We start from the raw sequence: 16,079 nt of genomic DNA on the forward strand, positions 1-16,079 counted from the left end.
CTTACGGCAACATGGACAGCGGCACGCGATAGACCCAGTCCCCGGCGTTGCTCTGTCCGAAGCTTTCCCAGTTTTCCCGGTCTCGATCGTATTCCTCGTAGCGGGCCAGCCGGGACTTGAGACGGTTGATGAAGGCCGTCTGCTCGCCGATGCTCATGCGGTACCAGTCTTCTTCGCGCAGCAGCATGATGTCGCTCTTGTAGGGCAGGCCGTCCAGGAATTCGGCCAGCACGCCCAGTTCGGCCAGGCTCTTGCCCTGGGTGGGCATGTTGGGGTCGCGGGCCATGCGGGCCGAGGCGGAAAGGATGCCCTGGAAGAAGTCGCGCGAATCGGTCTTTTTGGTCCGTTCGGCGTTGTCGATGATGTTCTTCAGCTGGGTGCTGAGATCGCTGAGCTGGTTCTTGGTCAGCAGCACGGCCACTTCCACACTGGGTACCTGACGGCCCTGGGCCAGACGCTTGAGGTCCATGTCCGCGATCCAGGAATCCACCACGGACGGGGCACGGTTCTCGTTCTTGCGGCCCAGATAGTCCAGCTGCATGGCGTAGCCCAGCCGCTCCGCCAGCTGGCGGGCCTGAGCTTCCTCGGTGGCGGGCACGGCCTCGTCCTTGGGCCGGGTCATGATCTTGCCGCTGGCCGTGTTCTTGACCATATCCACCATGGAAGTGGTCAGGATCTTCGTCACGATGCCGAACTGGCGGGCGGCCTCCTTGTGGCTGGAGGCGTTGACGGCCTGATAGTTGGCCTGATCGCCGGAAAGGCGACTCAGGGCCCGGTAGGCCTGCTCGGCATAGGCGTGGTTCTTGCTGCCGCCGGGCGTCTTGACGTGCATGGTGGTGATCCAGATGCCTTTCTGGCGGGCAAGGTCGTTCATCTCCGCAGCGCCGAGACGCTGCGAGGCGTACGGGTCATCGCCGCGCAGAGGCCCGGCATCCGTGACCAGCAGGATCAGGCGGGTGGAATAGGGGCCCCAGTTGAGGGAATCGATGGCCGTATAGATCCCGGCCAGCGAATCTTCGTTGAAATCATGGCTGGAGACGGTCGCCTGTTCCACTTTGGCCAGGCGGCTTTCCAGGGCCTTGCGGTCCTTGGCCGTGGCAAAATCACTGATGACCTGCGAGGTGTAGCCCAGCTTGGGGGTCTTTTCCGTACTGCTGCGGAAGGCCACCACGGCAAAGCCCACGTTGTCGGTCATCTTGTCCTTTTCCAGACGGTCATAGAGCTGGCGGATGATGTCGCGGCTCTGGTCGATATAGGGCTTCATGGAGATGGATGTGTCCATGACCAGGGCGATGCCTGTCTTGGGCGGACCGGCCACCGCGCCGGACTGACTGCTGCCGGGATCGATGGAGGCCACCTGCAGCAGGTTCACGCCTTCAAAGGCCCGGTTCATGCCAAGGATGGGCATGAGGTAGAAGCGCTTTTGGGCCACGGCCCCTTTCTGCTCCGCCGGTTCCGAAGCCAGGATGGGCAGTCCGGCCGTATCCTTGCCGGCTGCTGCCGCCGCTGTGAGGCTGTCCAGCTGCTTTTCCATGTCGGCAGCTTCGCACAGGCCTTTCAGGTCTTTTTCCGTCTTGAAGAAGAGCACGGGATCCCGGCCGGTACGCGGGGTGAACAGCAGGGTCAGGGACTGGTTCCAGTCCGTGGCCTGATCCTTTTTCAGCCAGCCCAGCGGCGTGCGGGTATCGAGCCCCACCTGCAGCCAGTCGCCCTGGCGGGCATAGACATAGAGCACGGTAAAGGGCACCAGGGCCTCACGCGCGGCCGGAGCGCCGTCGCGGGCTTCTTGCAGGGGCAGGGCACCGGGGTGGGAGACCACACGCTGGTACAGGGTCTTCTTGCCTTCCTGCAACAAGGGCGCGGCCTGCAAGGCGGGCACGGCCACCAGCAGGAGCAGCAGGAGCGCAAAAAAGCGGATGCAGGTTCTGGGCATGGTCCTCTCCTTATTTCCACTCGCGCAGCTGGAGCGAGGCCTCGGCATTGCCCTTGGCGGCCTCGCCTTCCACATGGCGGCGCAGGGCCGCCAGCGCTTTGTCGGCCTCAGCGGCGCCCTTGCTCTTGGCTTTTTCGTACCAGTGTTTCGCCTGGCTCATGTCCGCGGGGATGCTGCCGCGCGGCAGAGCCGACTGCGGATCGTAGAACTGGCCCACCAGGAACATGGCTTCGGCATTGCCTTTCTGGGCAGCGTCTTCCAGAAGCAGGAAGGCCGCATCGCTTTCATCGTTGCCGGCCTGGGGCGTGCGCAGGGGACGGGCCAGTTCCAGACTGGTGGCGGGATCCGCCGTGCCGCGCAAATGCTCGCGGGCCTGCTGCAACGGCGCCATCGCGGCAGGAGCCGCCGGGGCTTTCTCCGTCCCGGCCGGTGCCTCCTGCTGGGTCGCCGGAGCCTGTGGCGCCATAGGCGGAGGCGGCGGGGGCGTGGCCCGCAGGAAGAACCACCAGACCGCGGCAGCGGCCAGGGCCAGCAGGACGAGGCCCAGGATGATCCAGAGCAGGCTGCCGGAGGATTTTTTTTCTTTCGCCGTCTCCGCAGCGGGCTGATCCATCTCCAGCGGTGCTCCGGCCAGCAGCGGCGAAGGCTCCGCTTCCGGTTCGGGATCGGGGGCCGGTGCGGGCATGGGGGCCGGTTCCGGCTCAGGATCAGGAAGCAGCACGGGCTGCGGCGCGGGCGCTGCAGCAGGGGAAGCAGCATGTCCCATGCCGTCCCCGCCCTGCATGCGGGAATAGACGAGATCCTGGATCTGGAGGACGCACTTCTGGTCACCGGCCATGAACAGATAGCGCTCCAGCTTGTCCAGATTGTCCACCACGGCGGCACCTACCTGCAGACGCAGGCAGCCGCTGTCATCGTCATGAGCGTCCACGGGCAGGGGGACGCGGCTTTCCTGCCAGCCGGAAGCGGACAGGTATTTGCCGTCTCCCGAATAGATGGCCACATCGGCCGGGCCCGCACCGGGGGCATCGTACACGCAGATGACGGCCACGCCGGGCGTGCGCGCGGCATCAGGAGCAATTATGGCTTTCATCGTTATCCTTTGAATGCCTGCAGGATGTCATACAGGCGCTTGTTCTGTTGGGGGTTGCGGATCTGCTGGCCGTCAAAATCCACGTTGGCTGTGATGCCGTGCATCAGGGCGCGCAGCCAGTCGGTGTACCATTGCCGGTCGTAGGGGGCTTCCACCTCACCGATGAGGGGTTCGCCCACGGGATCGCTGACGGCCGGGAAAAGGATCACGGGCTTGTCCCGGAAGATGATGGTGCGCTCTTGTTCGCTGTGGTGGCGCGGATCGAAGCCCAGCCAGTCCACGAAGGCATTGATGGCGTCGGCGGCCAGACTGGCCTGTTTCCAGAGCAGGCGTTCCCGTTCGAGGTTGCTGTAGGCGGAGCAGGCACGCAGATCTTCTTCCATTTGCTGGCGCACCCGGCAGCGCTGGGCCGAGAGCAGCAGCTCGTGGCAGAACTGGTCCAGCTCGCGCGCGGGCATGGCAAAGAAGGTGCGCGTCTCCGCGTCGGCCGCGAACTGGCGGACCTGTTCCACCCAGGCATCGAACACGGCTTCGGCCAGTTCGGCCGCGCTGTCCTTGCCTGTGACGGAGGCTGTGCCGGGCATCTCGTTGGCGACAGGGGCTTCATCCCCGAAAAGATCGTCCAGGATGTCCTGCTGAGAGACGCGCACGCCGATGGAAGCAGGGGCGGCCCCGCCGCTTTCCGCTTCGGGCATGGCGGAGGTGACCTGCGCACACAGGGTGTACAGGTCGTGATCGTTGATCTGCAGGCGGTGGAGCATCTCGCCAAAGGTCTGGCTCTGGGCCACGCGGGCCAGCAAAACGGCCAGATTGCGGGCCAGGGTCTCTTTCTGGCGGCGCAGTTCCTCGCGGTCATCGCTCTGGTAGTAGACGCCCAGCGCCGTCAGGACGCGTTCGGCCTGTTCCTCCAGCCCCACGCCGATCTGATGCCGTTTGAGTTCGGGATTGCAGAGGGGGCGCAAACGCTGGCGCAATAGGCTGATGCCGCCGTCATTGAGCGTCATGGCCGCCTGCCAGACGGCTTCGGGATCGTCCACATGGCGGCGCACCAGCGGCGAATCCACAAAGGCCCGGCGCACCTCTTCCACATAGGCGATCTGGTCGGGACGGACGCCGCTTTCGTTGCCCTGGGCATCGAAGGTGAAGATGGCCTCGCAACGGAAGTTGGGATTGCGCAGCAGGAAGATGTTGCGGAAGGGATGCGCGCCGTCCCAGTTGGTGGGCCAGTCATGCTGCTTGCCGAAAAAGTCCAGCAGGGAGGATTGCAGGCGCGTGTTCCAGCGCTGTTCCACGGAAGGCGAACCGGCTTTTTTCTCGAACTCCATGTCCATCTTGGTGAGCACGAAGAACAGGGAGGGCGCCTTGCCGGCACGGTGGGCCGGGTTCTCGCCGTGGGTGGAGCAGATCCAGTCATACACGGCACGGGGCAGATCCTGTACCTCCTGGTTGCCGGGGCCGATGCAGAGCAGCATGCTGGTCAGCTCATGCTCTTCGCAATAACGCTCGAACAGGTAGGCCACCTTGCCGCGCAGGAAAAGGTTCTGCAGCGCGCCTTCGCGCTCCATCTCCTTGTCCAGGTCCAGGATCTTGAGGCGGGAGCGATAGCCCGGAAAGTCCAGCAGGTCCGTATAGGAAAAGAAGCCGTCCGGCTGTTCCTTCATGAAGATGGTGATCTCCGCCGTCAGAGCGGTGACCACGGCACGGGGCAGGGCGGCCTTGCGCCCGTCCTTGCCCAGCAAGGTCAGGCGGTCTTCCGCACTGCTGGTCCCCAGCCCGGCCAGCAGGGCCACGTCGATGATGCTGGTCTGGCGCGGCAGCAGGGCCTCCAGAGGGCAGTCGGCCTCGGCCGGGTTGCCCAGGGCCTCCAGCGCCTGGCAGAGCTCGAGGAAAAGCTGCTGGAATTTCGGCTGGTTGTTCCAGATGATGCCGAAAAGTTCCGCCCGGTAGCTCAGGGGCAGCAGGGGAGCCAGGCTGACGGCCTGTGTCCAGTAGCCCTGTTGCAGCATCTGGACGCGCGGCTTGGAGAGGAAGTTGCGGTTGAGGTACTCGCGCAGGTCTTCCACGTCATCGGCGGTGACGCTGCTGGCGCCGGGCGAAGACTGGCGGGCCGTCTGGGTCAGACGTTCGAGGGCGGAACGCATGGCCTCGGCATCGGGCATCTGCTTGTGTTCGCAGTCGGCATAATAGGTATTGGCCAGCACACGGACCACGTCCATCTCGGAGAGCAGGCGCAGCCGGATGGGGAATTCCGGCGTCAGCCCCTGGGGCGGCGTGGTGGTGAAGCGGGTCACCAGCCCGGTGGATTCCTTGCCGCCCTCGGGATTGATCTCGGTGATGAAATCCGACGTCCGGCCGCAGAAGTCCGCCAGAAGATCGCCGCGGCTGTCGCGGGCCAGAGCCGAGATGAGGTAGGATTTGCCGGACTGGCTGGGGCCGAAGACGCCCACACACATCTTGCGGCGGGCGGCCTGTTCGCACTTGCCGAAAAAGCGGGCGGCCCGGCGCATCTCTTTTTGCAGCGTGGTGCACTCGCTGCCCACGGTCTCGCGATTGTCGGCCAGCCAGGTGGCGGCATGGCGCGACTGTTCCGCCAGACGGGCACAGCGCGCTGCCAGCTGAATGTCTTGTTCCTGCATGATGATGCTCCTGTCTGTCCGTCGCTAGTTGGCGGCGTTCACGACGCCGGTATCCAGCCAGTAGCCTTCGTCCGTGGGCAGGGTCTGCAGACGGATCTCCAGATCCCGGGGCGAGACGAAATTGCCGGCATTGTCCGTGATGGCGGTGATGCTGAATTCCCCTTCGCTGCGTTCTTCCCGCTCGCCGCCGCTGACGGGCATGTCCTCATCGTCCAGCATCTCGGCCACGTTGAGGGTGACGTCCACCTTGTAGGGCAGGCGGCCGGAGGCACGGGCACGGGCGTCTTCGCTGGCGAAGGTCAGCAGGTGATAGCGGGTGGCGGGCCAGCGTTCGGCCCCCAGCTGGCGGTAGCCGATGCCGAGCTGGCCGTTGAAGGCCACGGTACGGTTCAGTTCCACACCGTTTTTGGCATCCACATCCACTTTGAACCAGACCTTGGGGGCACGCAACTGGGTGTTGATGTCCAGCTCGCCGATATAGCGGGCGGTGGAGGTCAGGCGCAGCGCGTTGGAGTCGAAGGAGAAGCCTTCGATATGGCCTTCGGCCAGGGCGCAGAGGATGGCGCCCACGACCACGGTGGTCTTGGGATCCTGGATGCGGCCCAGCGTATCGGGGAAAGGATACCAGCTGCCCACATGATAGCGGCGCATGGGGATGATGCGGTCCGGCGGCACGGGCAGCTTGGCCATGACCGTAGAGGCGACCACCTTCCAGGCGCTGGGGCGGCCCGTCAGCAACAGCATGTCGGTATCGTACAGGTGCACCAGCTCGCAGAGGGCCGAAAGCGTGGGGGCCAGCGTCCGCTGGATGGTGGCCTGGAGCTTTTGCGGGCTGATCGTGATGGGCACATCCATGATGGAAAAGTCATCCAGACCGGGCACCGTGTCGCGCACCAGGGCCGTCACGGCATCCAGGGTGGACTGCTGCGGGCGCAGGGCCAGGATTGCGGGGCGGAACGTGCCGTTCCCGGCCTGGGCATCACCTTCCCCGGTCTGGCCGTTTGCCGGGACATCGCCCACGGCAGGCTCGAAAAAGTCCCCCAGGGTGCAGGTCTGGTCCAGATGGACGTCGCTGTCCTGCTCGCACACGCGCAGCAAGCCCAGGGCCACAGGCAGGGCCACCTGACGCACCAGGCGGATGCGGGTGTTGCGCTGCTCCTGCGACATGCCGATGGTATCGCGGCCGAAAAGCTGGGCCAGCAGCAGGCGCGGCTCCTGGACGCCCCGGGCCTGCAGGGCATCGGAAACGGCCGGGATGACGTGCTGGAGCACCACCTCGCGGGCCACTTCGTCACCGGCGATGTTGAAACCGTCGCGGAATTCGGTATGCGGCACGATGCGGGCCGTGTCGCCTTCGCCGCTGGCCAGCTCATACGTGGTGATGGACAGGTCCGTGGTACCGCCGCCGATATCGATGGACGCGATGCGCACGCAGGGATGATCGCTGTAGCGGGCGCGTTTCTTGCCCATCAGGCGGAACAGATGGTGGGCATCGCCATGCTGTTTGACGGTGAGCTCGTTGTAGAGCAGCACCAGCTGGGAGCAGCTGGCCTCGTCCCAGTCACAGCGCACCAGCGGGCTGGTGCGGTAATCCCCGGCCCGGATCCTGTTCTGCTGCTGCGGCGGCACATACCATTCCGACCAGCCGAGACCTTCCCAGATGACCTTGACGGCCCAGAGCACCCAGCGCCGGAAGATGCGTTTTTCCGCCACGGGCATGGCCGTGGGCACGGTGAAGATGAGGCGGCGCAGACGCCGGGGCAGGTTGGGCAGCCGTCCCCGGGCACGGGTGGCGGGCGAATTGATGGTGATGAGCGTCTGGGTGAGGATCTCGCCCAGCATGAACATCATCAGCGAGGAGCGCGTGAACAGAGACTCGAACACCGGTTCGGGCTGCTGCTTCTTCAGGGAAGGGCTACGGCGGAACAGGGGATCGTCGAAGCAGGAAAGCGGCGTGCCCTGGGGATTGAGCTGACGGGCGAACAGGCCGCGGTTGACCATGGGTTCGGTATTGCCGCTGGTGTTGTAGCGCCAGGTCTGCTGCCACGGGCGTTCGTCCCACAGGTAGCGCTTGGGGCTGGACATGCCGGTAGTGCCTTCCGCGCAGACGGCCTGTGTGGCCAGACGGGCCGCCTCGGGGCCGATGCGTACGGCCGAGGGCCAGGCAAAGGCCGGTGTCTGGCGGCCGGAGCGACGGCTCAGGGTATCATTGCCGAAGGTGGCGTCCACGAATTCCACCCGGGTCTCGAACGGGTCGGCGTATTCCAGATCGGGCTGGCTCAGGTCGCGCAGGCGCAGCACGTAGCTCTGGTTGAGGTCCGTGCTGCACTGGGGCGGCGTCTCCACCAGGATGCCCGTGGTGCGGGAATTGCCGATGTCCAGGATCAGGTCCACGTCCACCGGCGTGTCCCGGGCAGGATTGATGACCTGCACGGCCACGTCCTTGACGGCCAGGCGCACGATGTCCAGCCAGGTGAGATAACTGGCCAGATGCTTGAGCACATAAGGATCTTCCTCGCCCCAGGCCGCGCCGCGGCGTTTGCCCTGGTTGCGTGCCGTGTACAGTTCCAGCAGCCACTGGTCCACCCAGGCCTCGTTAAGGAACCAGGAGTTGTCCCGCACATGGTGGGCCAGCATGAAATGCCCATGGGCACTGACATCCTGGGGGGACAGGGCATGATAGCGGTCCTCGCCGGCGGGGCGCTCTTCCACGGTGGTGTCGAAGATGATGACCACGCGCAGCATGCTCGGGTCCTTGCTGGAAGGCATGACCCGGGCCCGGGCCCAGTTGGAGGGACCGCATTCGAAGCATTTGCCGCCGTCGGGCCAGCACTGTTCCAGCGTGCGCAGAAAGGGCACGGGCAGCCACTGGCCGTCCCAGGTCTTGAGTTCTTTGGCGGCCTGCATGGAATAGGTGTCGCCCGTGTACTCCTTGCCTGTCAGCTGGTCGGTGAAGACGTTGTCGCGGTTCTCCAGACAGTGGAGGAAATGCGTATAGCGGCCGCCGCTGCCTTCTCCCTTGAGCTCTTCATAGAAATAGCGGACGTGCTTGCCCAGGGCTTCCAGCGGCAGGGCGAAGTCCAGGAACTGGGGACATCCGCCGGGGATGATGCTCACGGGCGAAAGGTAGTGAGGGATGGCATCCATGCTTATTTCCTCTTGAAGTCAGCTTTCCAGCGCAGGTTGCGCTTGCTCTGTTCCACGCCCTGGCAGCGGGTGCTCTTGTCGTTGCCGGTGCACTGTACCTGCTGGGGCACATACTGGTTGCCCTTGGGGCAGGGGGCCGTCCCGGCCCGCCAGACAAGGCGGTTGCCTTCGAACCTGGCCGTGGCCGGACCGCTGCAGACCTGGCCGTTCTCTTCGCGTACGAAGCGCCGCCCCTGGCCCTTCTTGTCGAAGCAGTATTCGGCGATGATGGGCGTATTGGACGGATGCGAGAACAGGCCCGTATCGCTCTGCCAGCAGCCTTCCAGGAAGCTCAGGTCGTTCTTCTTGGCCGCATCGGCGGGGATGTTCAGATCCTCGTTCTTGCGGGGCTTGGGCTTCGGTTCGGGTTTGGGTTCGGGTTTGGGCTCAGGCTTGGGCTTGGGTTCCGGCTTGGGCTCAGGCGCAGGCTCGATGGGCTTGTCAGGCACCAGCTGGGGCGTGACCACTTCAGGATCGGGCTTTGGGGGTTCAGGCTTCGGTTCGGGCTTGGGCTGCGGCGGCTTGCAGAGCAAGGCTTTTTCCCGCAGCTGGCGCAGCAGTTCTTCCAGCTCGTTCCTCTGCTTTTCCGCTGCCTGGGTGGCCTGGTCGAGACGGGGATCGGCCGCCGGTTTGAGGCAGGATGCGGGTAGGGGAGAGGGCAGGATGCCCAGGGCCGCCAGCAGCAGCCAGAGCAGGAGCAGAGCCAGCAGCAGTGGCAGCAGCCAGCCAAGACAGCCGCTGCCGGCAGCGGCCACAGGCACGGCAGCCGCCGCCACGGGGGCCGCCGCGGCAGCCACGGGGATGGCGCCGCCCATACGGCTGAGATCCTGCGGCATGGCGCCGACGGCTCCCGGAGCAAAGCCCCAGTTCACTAGGACGGGCTGGCCGTCCACGGACCAGAGATCGTTCTCATGGGGGTGTTGCAGGACCAGGGCGAGCATCTGGCCAGCAAGGGCCTCGCGGCTTTGGGCATCCTTTCCCCATTGTTCCGACAGGTGCAGGATGTCCCGTGCCAGCTCGCCGGCACGGGACCGCAGGTGCTCGGCCTCTTCGGCGGGAAGCCCGCTCACCGGGGTGGCGGTCCCGTTCACGCTGGCGTACCAGTCGATGCGCTGCTGGCCGGAATCATGCTGGGGCTCGGCGATGAGGGCCGCATGGGCCGGGCTCAGGTGCTGGGCGATGATGCTGCTGACCTGAGCATGGCAGTCCGTGGCGAAGATGCCCTGGCTGGCCAGGGCGCGCATGGCGTTGCGCTGGCTGGTAAGCAGGAAAACGCTCATGGTCTCACCCCTTTCTGGTCATCGGCCGTTCCTTCTTGTGCCTGCGCGGGGGCAGGCGTTGCCGCGGCCTGTGAAAATCCGATGCCGATCTCCCGCAAATAGGCGGTGATGCTGCTGCCCGCGATGGCGATGCTGGACTGGCGGTAGGAGGCATCATCGAGCTTGATGAAGGTATTGATGCCCACCACCTGGCCCTGTTCGTTGACCAGAGGGCCGCCACTGTTGCCTTGCGAGACCGTGGCCGTATGCACGACCAGCGGCGGTGTGCGTTCCAGGATGACGCTGACCACACCTTCCGTATACACCACCTCGGGCACGGCCGAGCCATTGCCCTGCAACAGGGCCATGAACTTGGGATCGTCGTTGGTCACGGCGCCGGGGAAGCCCCAGGCGCTGACGCGCTGGGTACGCTCCACACCGGGGGCGAATTCCAGCGGCGTGATGGCGGCATCGGCAGACAGTTCCAGCAGGGCGAAGTCCCGGCCGCCATCCGCGCTGCGATGGCGCACGGTGGCCTGCAGGACACCGCCTGTGGCCTTGTTGATGATGAAGGCCTGGCTGGCATTGCCCACCACATGGGCATTGCTCAGCACGTGGCGGCGGGAGATGAAGAAGCCGGACCCCATGGACAGGCCCTGCGGCTGCCGGGCCAGCACGAGGACAGTGCCCTGTTCCAGCAACTGGGCCATGCTGCCGGGGCGGGCAGGAGCCTTTTGCGGCGTGACCGGCGTGCTTTGGGGCGCCACATCGGACGGGATCTGCAGGGGCTCGCCGGAGCGCCCGCCGGGCACGACACCGGGGACGGCGTCGGGAGGAGGCGGCAGCTGCGCCAGCTTTTCCTTGATGACGCAGGGCTCTTCCTTGAGCAGGGCCCGCAACTGGGCCAGATAGGCGTCCATCTCGGCATTTTTGGCCAGCTGGGCCGCCAGGGCGGCTTCCTGGGCCTGTTTTTCCGCTTCGGCGGCCTGCCACTGTTTCCAGAACAGCCAGCCGAGCAGGGCCAGGATCAGCAGGAACAGGACGATGCCCCAGAACAGGGGACGACGGTACCAGGGGACAGGGACCGGGCCGCCCTGGGGGGCAGGATCCGGGCCGCCGGAAGGATTTTCGCCGCCGGCAGGGGCGTGCGCGGCGTCAGTAGTATCGGGGCGGGGGACATCAGCGGTGTGTTTGCCGGGATCGTCAGCCATGGGGATATGCTCCGAAAAAAGGGCGCACTTCTCGTGGGAAAGAAGGGCGCCCTGCTGTTACAGCATCAGATTGTTGACGGTCTGTTCGTACGTGGCCAGACGCATGTCCACGTCCTGGCGGGTACTTTCCAGCTCGCGGCGGGAATTGTTCCAGGCCTTCTTTTCCTTGCGGGGGGCCTGCTGGCGTTGCGAGACCTGCCCCTTGGCCTGAGCCTGGGCCAGGGTCTTCTGGTATTCGGCGTCACGCTCGATGACATGGTCGGAGGTGAGCTTCAGGATGCGGGACGTTTCTTCGAGGCCGCTGCGGATCTCCATGTAACGGTCCTGGAAATCCTGCTTGGTGATGGCCCCGGCCTTGTACTGGGCCGCGGCCTTCTTGAACTGCTCGTCATAGCAGCGGGCCGAGAGGCGGGCAGCGGCGGTGGCGCGGTCCATGCCTGCGCTGTCCTCGCCCAGCTGGGCGGCATAACTGGCCAGCAGACGGCGATCGTTCTCCCGCTGCTGGGACTTGCCGTAGATGTTCCCGCCCACGGCACCCGCGGCACCACCGGCCACGGCACCGGCCAGGGCGCCTTCCACCTTGCCGGTGGCCAGGCCGCCGATGAGGGCGCCCAGCAGGGCACCGCCCGCGGCACCGCCGGCCGTGCTGTTGTTGACCCTGTCTTCATCGGCCCGCAGCTGGGCCACAGGGGAATAACACTGGGGGTAATAGTTGACCTGTGTCGTCTGCGCGCCGTATTTGCTGGCGCAGCCGCCGAGCAGGGCGATGCATGCCACTGCCACGACCAGAAGACTGAGATGACGCTTGACCATGTGGATCTCCTTGGCTGGATGCATGGTGTCTCGCTATTTCCATAATATGCCCTTGCCGGGGAGCAAGTCAAATGGCATGCCCCGACGGAAGATACAGGGCACGGCTGATTTGCCCTTTTTGCACATTTGGTATATACTCAAAGATGGTAGTGAGAACGCCGTTTTAGTCGGTGCGTTCTGTAACCTCTTTTCGGGAGAAGCCTTATGAAAAAAGTTCTCAGTCTTGTCCTGGCCGCTGGTCTGCTGCTGGCCGCCTCGCTGGCCAATGCCGACACCAAACGCCTGACCCTGGCCACCGGCGGGACCTCCGGGGTGTATTTCCCCCTGGGCGGTGCCATTGCCCAGGTGATCACCAACAAGAGCGGCGGCGCCATCTCCGTGACGGCCCAGGCTACCGGTGCTTCCGGTGAGAACATGCGCCTGGTCCAGGCTGGCGACGTGGACTTCGCCATGGTGCAGAACGACGTTGCCGACTCCGCCTTCAACGGCCTGGCTCCCTTCCGCAGCAAGCTGGACAACGTGCGCGTCATCGGCCGTCTGTATCCTGAATACCTGCACGTGGTGGCCAGCAAGGACAGCGGCGTGAAGGCTCTCGAAGATTTCAAGGGCAAGAAGGTCTCCGTGGGCGCCCGCGGCAGCGGCAACGAAGTGAACTGCCGCCAGATCTTCGGCTTCTATGGCTTGGACTACAAGAACATCGAGCCCATCTTCCTGCCCTACGGTGAAACTGCCGACCAGTTCAAGGACCGTCAGGTGGACGGCTTCGTGTTCACCATCGGTACGCCCAACCCCGCCATCCAGGACATCACCACCGCTCAGGAAGTGGTCTTCGTGCCTCTGGCCGGCCAGAAGGTCGACGAGATCGTCAAGAAGTTCCCCTACCTGGTGAAGGACTCCATCCCGGCCGGTACCTACCTGGGCCAGAAGGAAGCCGTGCCCACCCTGTCCGTGCAGTGCATCCTGGTGGCCAACAAGAACATGCCTGACGACGTGGCCTACACCCTGACCAAGACCCTGTATGACAACCTGCCCGACGTGGCCAAGGCTCATAACAAGGGCGCCGAGATCTCTCTGGAACATGCCGCCGACGGTGTGACCATTCCCTTCCATCCCGGTGCGGTCAAGTACTTCAAGGAAAAGGGCCTGGACATCAAGTAGGCTGAGTTCCTAAGCAAACAGTTGATTCGGGACATATGATGATGCGGCGCAATACCACTGCTTTTCTGCTGGTCATGCTGGTCTGTATGACAGGCGTGATGTGGGTTGCGCCGCATCTTTTTTCCAGTGTGCAGGCGCAGGACGTCCAACGCCTGGTGCTGCGCGACAGCAGCGGCAGGGAACTTTTCAGCCGGCCCGCACCGGACGGCAGCGAGTTTGCCATTCGTTACAGGCATTCCGTCGCTCTGAGTCCGGTGGAGGACTGGTTCAGTGTCAGCGGGGGCTGCATTTATCTGGAAAAAACGGTTTATCAGGATTTCGGGGCCGGACTGCCGCATCAGCCGGGCCCGGGACAGCGGATGTATACGGAAAACGGAAAAGTTGTCATCAGCGGCTATCATATGGCCCTGCCTTCTTTTGATGTGCGCGTGGGACGTGTGGCGAACCACACCCTGCTGCTGCCTGAAGAGGGCGGGGGCCAAAAGGAGATCCCGCTGAATTCCCTGCTGGAACCGGGACAAGCCATTACCCTTACAGTCGTTTTACCCTGATAATTTTTGGACATTGACCTGGCGTGAAAGGACACGCCACGCATACTTACACAGGACATGAGAGGATGAGCCACGAAAAAAGAATGCATATGATCGATGAAAAAGGGGCAGGGGGATTTGCCCTGGAAGAAGGCCACAAACTGGATTCCAGCGCCGTGGAAAAGATCCAGGAGACTGTGGACGTCTCCGAGATCGTTGCCAAGTACGACAAGGAATCCGTTTACCGCTCCTTCAAGGGGTGGCTCGACATCTTTATCAAGATCCTTTGTATCGCCTTTTCCGCTTTTCATCTGTACACGGCGGCCACGACGCCCTTCGCGCCGCAGATCCAGCGCGCAGTGCACCTGGGCTTCGTGCTGACCCTGATCTATCTGCTGTATCCCGCCCGCGCCACGGGCAACATGAACAAGCTGGCCTGGTATGACGCCATCCTGGCCATCGCCGGGGCCGTGGTCTGCGGTTACATCGTCTGGCAGTACGACATCATCGTACTGGATGCCGGTCCGGCCACCGAGCTGGACTTCATCATGGGTTGCGCGTCCATCCTGTTGGTGCTGGAAGCCACCCGCCGCATCGTGGGCATCCCCATCACCTTGGTGGCCGTGGTCTTCCTGCTGTACGCCAAGTTCGGCAACCTGATCCCCGGCATGCTGGGGCATCCCGGCTTCTCCGTGCAGCGCATCGTCTCGCACATGTACCTGACCACGGAAGGCCTGTTCGGCATGCCGCTGGGCGTGTCGGCCTCCTTCGTCTTCCTGTTCATCCTGTTCGGTGCCTTCCTGCACAGCACCGGTCTGGGCAAGTTCTTCATCGACCTGGCCCTGGCCGCCGCCGGCCGCTACGTGGGCGGCCCCGCCAAGGTGGCCGTGCTGGCCAGCGGTTTCTTCGGTACCATCTCCGGTTCTTCCGTGGCCAATACTGTGTCCACGGGTACCTTCACCATCCCGCTCATGAAGAGCGTGGGCTATCGCGGTGCCTTTGCCGGCGCCGTGGAAGCCGCCTCGTCCACCGGTGGTCAGATCATGCCGCCCATCATGGGGGCCGCCGCCTTCATCATGGCCCAGTTCCTGGGCGTCGGCTACGTGGAGATCGCCAAGGCGGCCCTGGTGCCCGCCCTGCTGTACTACCTGGCCGTGGGCTTCATGGTGCACATGGAAGCCAAGCGCCTGGGCCTCAAGGGTATCCCCAAGGAACGCCTGCCCCGCACCTGGGTGGTGCTGCGTCAGGGTGGCTACCTGCTGATCCCCATCATCGTGCTGATCTACATGCTGATGCAGGGCTACACGCCGCTCAAGGCCGCCTACTACTGCATCGTGACCACCGTGGTCATCTCCCTGGTGGCGGAAAACTGGAAGACCTGGCATGGTGCCCGTTACAGCAATGAGAATGTGATGAGCGCCCTGGCCCAGACCAACTTCCTGTCCCTCAAGGGCGTCCTGCAGGCCATGGAAAACGGTGGCCGTCTTGCCCTGGGTGTGGCCGCCGCCTGTGCCTGCACCGGCTTCGTCATCGGCGTGGTGACCCTGACCGGCCTTGGCCTGAAGCTGGCCAACGCCATCCTGACCATCTCGGCCGACAGCTTTGCCCTGACCCTGCTGCTGACCATGCTGGCCTCCATCGTCCTGGGCATGGGCCTGCCCACCACGGCCAAGTATATCGTGCTGGCCACCATCGCGGCCCCGGCCATCATGCACTTTGGTGTGCCCGCCATGGCGGCGCACCTCTTCATCCTGTACTTCGGCATCCTGGCCGACCTGACGCCTCCGGTGGCACTGGCGGCCTATGCAGCGGCAGGGATCGCACGCTCAGAACCAAACGCAACAGGCTTCATGGCGGTCAAGTTGGCCTTGGCCGGCTTCCTGATCCCCTACATCTTCTGTTACAACCCCGGCCTGCTGATGATCGGTGCCTCCGGTTGGGAAGTGCTTTTCTACGCTTCCACCGCGGCGCTGGGCATCGCCAGCCTGTCCTTTGCCAGCGTGGGGTACTGGCTGCGTAACCTCTACTGGTGGGAACGCCTGATCCTGCTGGCGGGCGCCATCACCCTGATCACCCCCGGCGCCATCACCGACGCCATCGGTTGCGGTCTGCTGATCGTGATCTACATCAGCCAGAAGATGCTGACCTCGGGACCTGTGAGCAAGGTCGCCGCCGAATAAGGACTGCGTAACGCAAACAACAAAAAAAGCNCGTCGTCGTTCGTTCGTTCGTTCGTTCGTTCGTTGTTGTGTGTGTGTCG

General features: G+C 64.2%; 10 protein-coding genes. 3 read left to right on the forward strand and 7 right to left on the reverse strand.

The features are described 5' to 3' along the window. Position 1: 1 nt before the first annotated feature. From DESPIG_RS03890 to DESPIG_RS03920, 7 genes are read right to left on the reverse strand one after another with little or no spacing between them, the layout of a single operon-like run. On the reverse strand, positions 2 to 1,933 hold the full coding sequence (locus tag DESPIG_RS03890) for a vWA domain-containing protein (RefSeq protein WP_006005268.1): 1,932 nt from the start codon (positions 1,931 to 1,933) through the stop codon (positions 2 to 4). A 10-nt stretch (positions 1,934 to 1,943) separates the two neighbouring features. After that, positions 1,944 to 3,026 (reverse strand): sel1 repeat family protein, encoded by a 1,083-nt coding sequence (locus DESPIG_RS03895; protein WP_006005269.1) that lies wholly within the window; start codon positions 3,024 to 3,026, stop codon positions 1,944 to 1,946. A 2-nt stretch (positions 3,027 to 3,028) separates the two neighbouring features. Further along, positions 3,029 to 5,662: a virulence factor SrfC family protein gene (locus DESPIG_RS03900; protein WP_006005271.1), complete on the reverse strand. Its 2,634-nt coding sequence runs from the start codon at positions 5,660 to 5,662 to the stop codon at positions 3,029 to 3,031. A gap of 24 nt (positions 5,663 to 5,686) precedes the next feature. Next, positions 5,687 to 8,809, reverse strand: coding sequence for a virulence factor SrfB (locus DESPIG_RS03905; RefSeq protein ID WP_006005272.1), 3,123 nt, complete (start codon positions 8,807 to 8,809; stop codon positions 5,687 to 5,689). Positions 8,810 to 8,811: 2 nt separating this feature from the next. After that, complete coding sequence (locus tag DESPIG_RS03910) at positions 8,812 to 10,128, reverse strand: SrfA family protein (RefSeq protein WP_006005273.1); 1,317 nt, start codon at positions 10,126 to 10,128, stop codon at positions 8,812 to 8,814. Then, complete coding sequence (locus tag DESPIG_RS12745; protein WP_006005274.1) at positions 10,125 to 11,318, reverse strand: S1 family peptidase; 1,194 nt, start codon at positions 11,316 to 11,318, stop codon at positions 10,125 to 10,127. The genes DESPIG_RS03910 and DESPIG_RS12745 overlap by 4 nt, the downstream gene beginning before the upstream one ends. A 57-nt stretch (positions 11,319 to 11,375) precedes the next feature. Continuing rightward, entirely contained in the window at positions 11,376 to 12,131 is a 756-nt protein-coding gene (locus DESPIG_RS03920) for a glycine zipper domain-containing protein (RefSeq protein ID WP_040369247.1), read from the reverse strand. Positions 12,132 to 12,335: 204 nt separating this feature from the next. On the opposite strand from DESPIG_RS03920, the gene DESPIG_RS03925 reads away from it, so the two are divergent. The 3 genes from DESPIG_RS03925 (at position 12,336) to DESPIG_RS03935 (ending at position 15,999) form a co-directional block, all read left to right on the forward strand. Further along, complete coding sequence (locus DESPIG_RS03925) at positions 12,336 to 13,289, forward strand: TAXI family TRAP transporter solute-binding subunit (RefSeq protein WP_006005276.1); 954 nt, start codon at positions 12,336 to 12,338, stop codon at positions 13,287 to 13,289. 38 nt (positions 13,290 to 13,327) lie between these two features. Then, positions 13,328 to 13,840 (forward strand): DUF1850 domain-containing protein, encoded by a 513-nt coding sequence (locus DESPIG_RS03930; protein WP_246118368.1) that lies wholly within the window; start codon positions 13,328 to 13,330, stop codon positions 13,838 to 13,840. 89 nt (positions 13,841 to 13,929) lie between these two features. After that, positions 13,930 to 15,999: a TRAP transporter permease gene (locus DESPIG_RS03935; RefSeq protein WP_006005278.1), complete on the forward strand. Its 2,070-nt coding sequence runs from the start codon at positions 13,930 to 13,932 to the stop codon at positions 15,997 to 15,999. Positions 16,000 to 16,079: the final 80 nt, after the last annotated feature.

The sequence above is a fragment of the Desulfovibrio piger ATCC 29098 genome, from assembly GCF_000156375.1.
Lineage (GTDB): Bacteria > Desulfobacterota > Desulfovibrionia > Desulfovibrionales > Desulfovibrionaceae > Desulfovibrio > Desulfovibrio piger.

Coding starts and splice junctions, on each gene's coding strand:
- DESPIG_RS03890 (WP_006005268.1), bottom strand. CDS start 1,933: ATGCCCAGAACCTGCATCCGCTTTTTTGCGCTCCTGCTGCTCCTGCTG.
- DESPIG_RS03895 (WP_006005269.1), bottom strand. CDS start 3,026: ATGAAAGCCATAATTGCTCCTGATGCCGCGCGCACGCCCGGCGTGGCC.
- DESPIG_RS03900 (WP_006005271.1), bottom strand. CDS start 5,662: ATGCAGGAACAAGACATTCAGCTGGCAGCGCGCTGTGCCCGTCTGGCG.
- DESPIG_RS03905 (WP_006005272.1), bottom strand. CDS start 8,809: ATGGATGCCATCCCTCACTACCTTTCGCCCGTGAGCATCATCCCCGGC.
- DESPIG_RS03910 (WP_006005273.1), bottom strand. CDS start 10,128: ATGAGCGTTTTCCTGCTTACCAGCCAGCGCAACGCCATGCGCGCCCTG.
- DESPIG_RS12745 (WP_006005274.1), bottom strand. CDS start 11,318: ATGGCTGACGATCCCGGCAAACACACCGCTGATGTCCCCCGCCCCGAT.
- DESPIG_RS03920 (WP_040369247.1), bottom strand. CDS start 12,131: ATGGTCAAGCGTCATCTCAGTCTTCTGGTCGTGGCAGTGGCATGCATC.
- DESPIG_RS03925 (WP_006005276.1), top strand. CDS start 12,336: ATGAAAAAAGTTCTCAGTCTTGTCCTGGCCGCTGGTCTGCTGCTGGCC.
- DESPIG_RS03930 (WP_246118368.1), top strand. CDS start 13,328: ATGATGCGGCGCAATACCACTGCTTTTCTGCTGGTCATGCTGGTCTGT.
- DESPIG_RS03935 (WP_006005278.1), top strand. CDS start 13,930: ATGATCGATGAAAAAGGGGCAGGGGGATTTGCCCTGGAAGAAGGCCAC.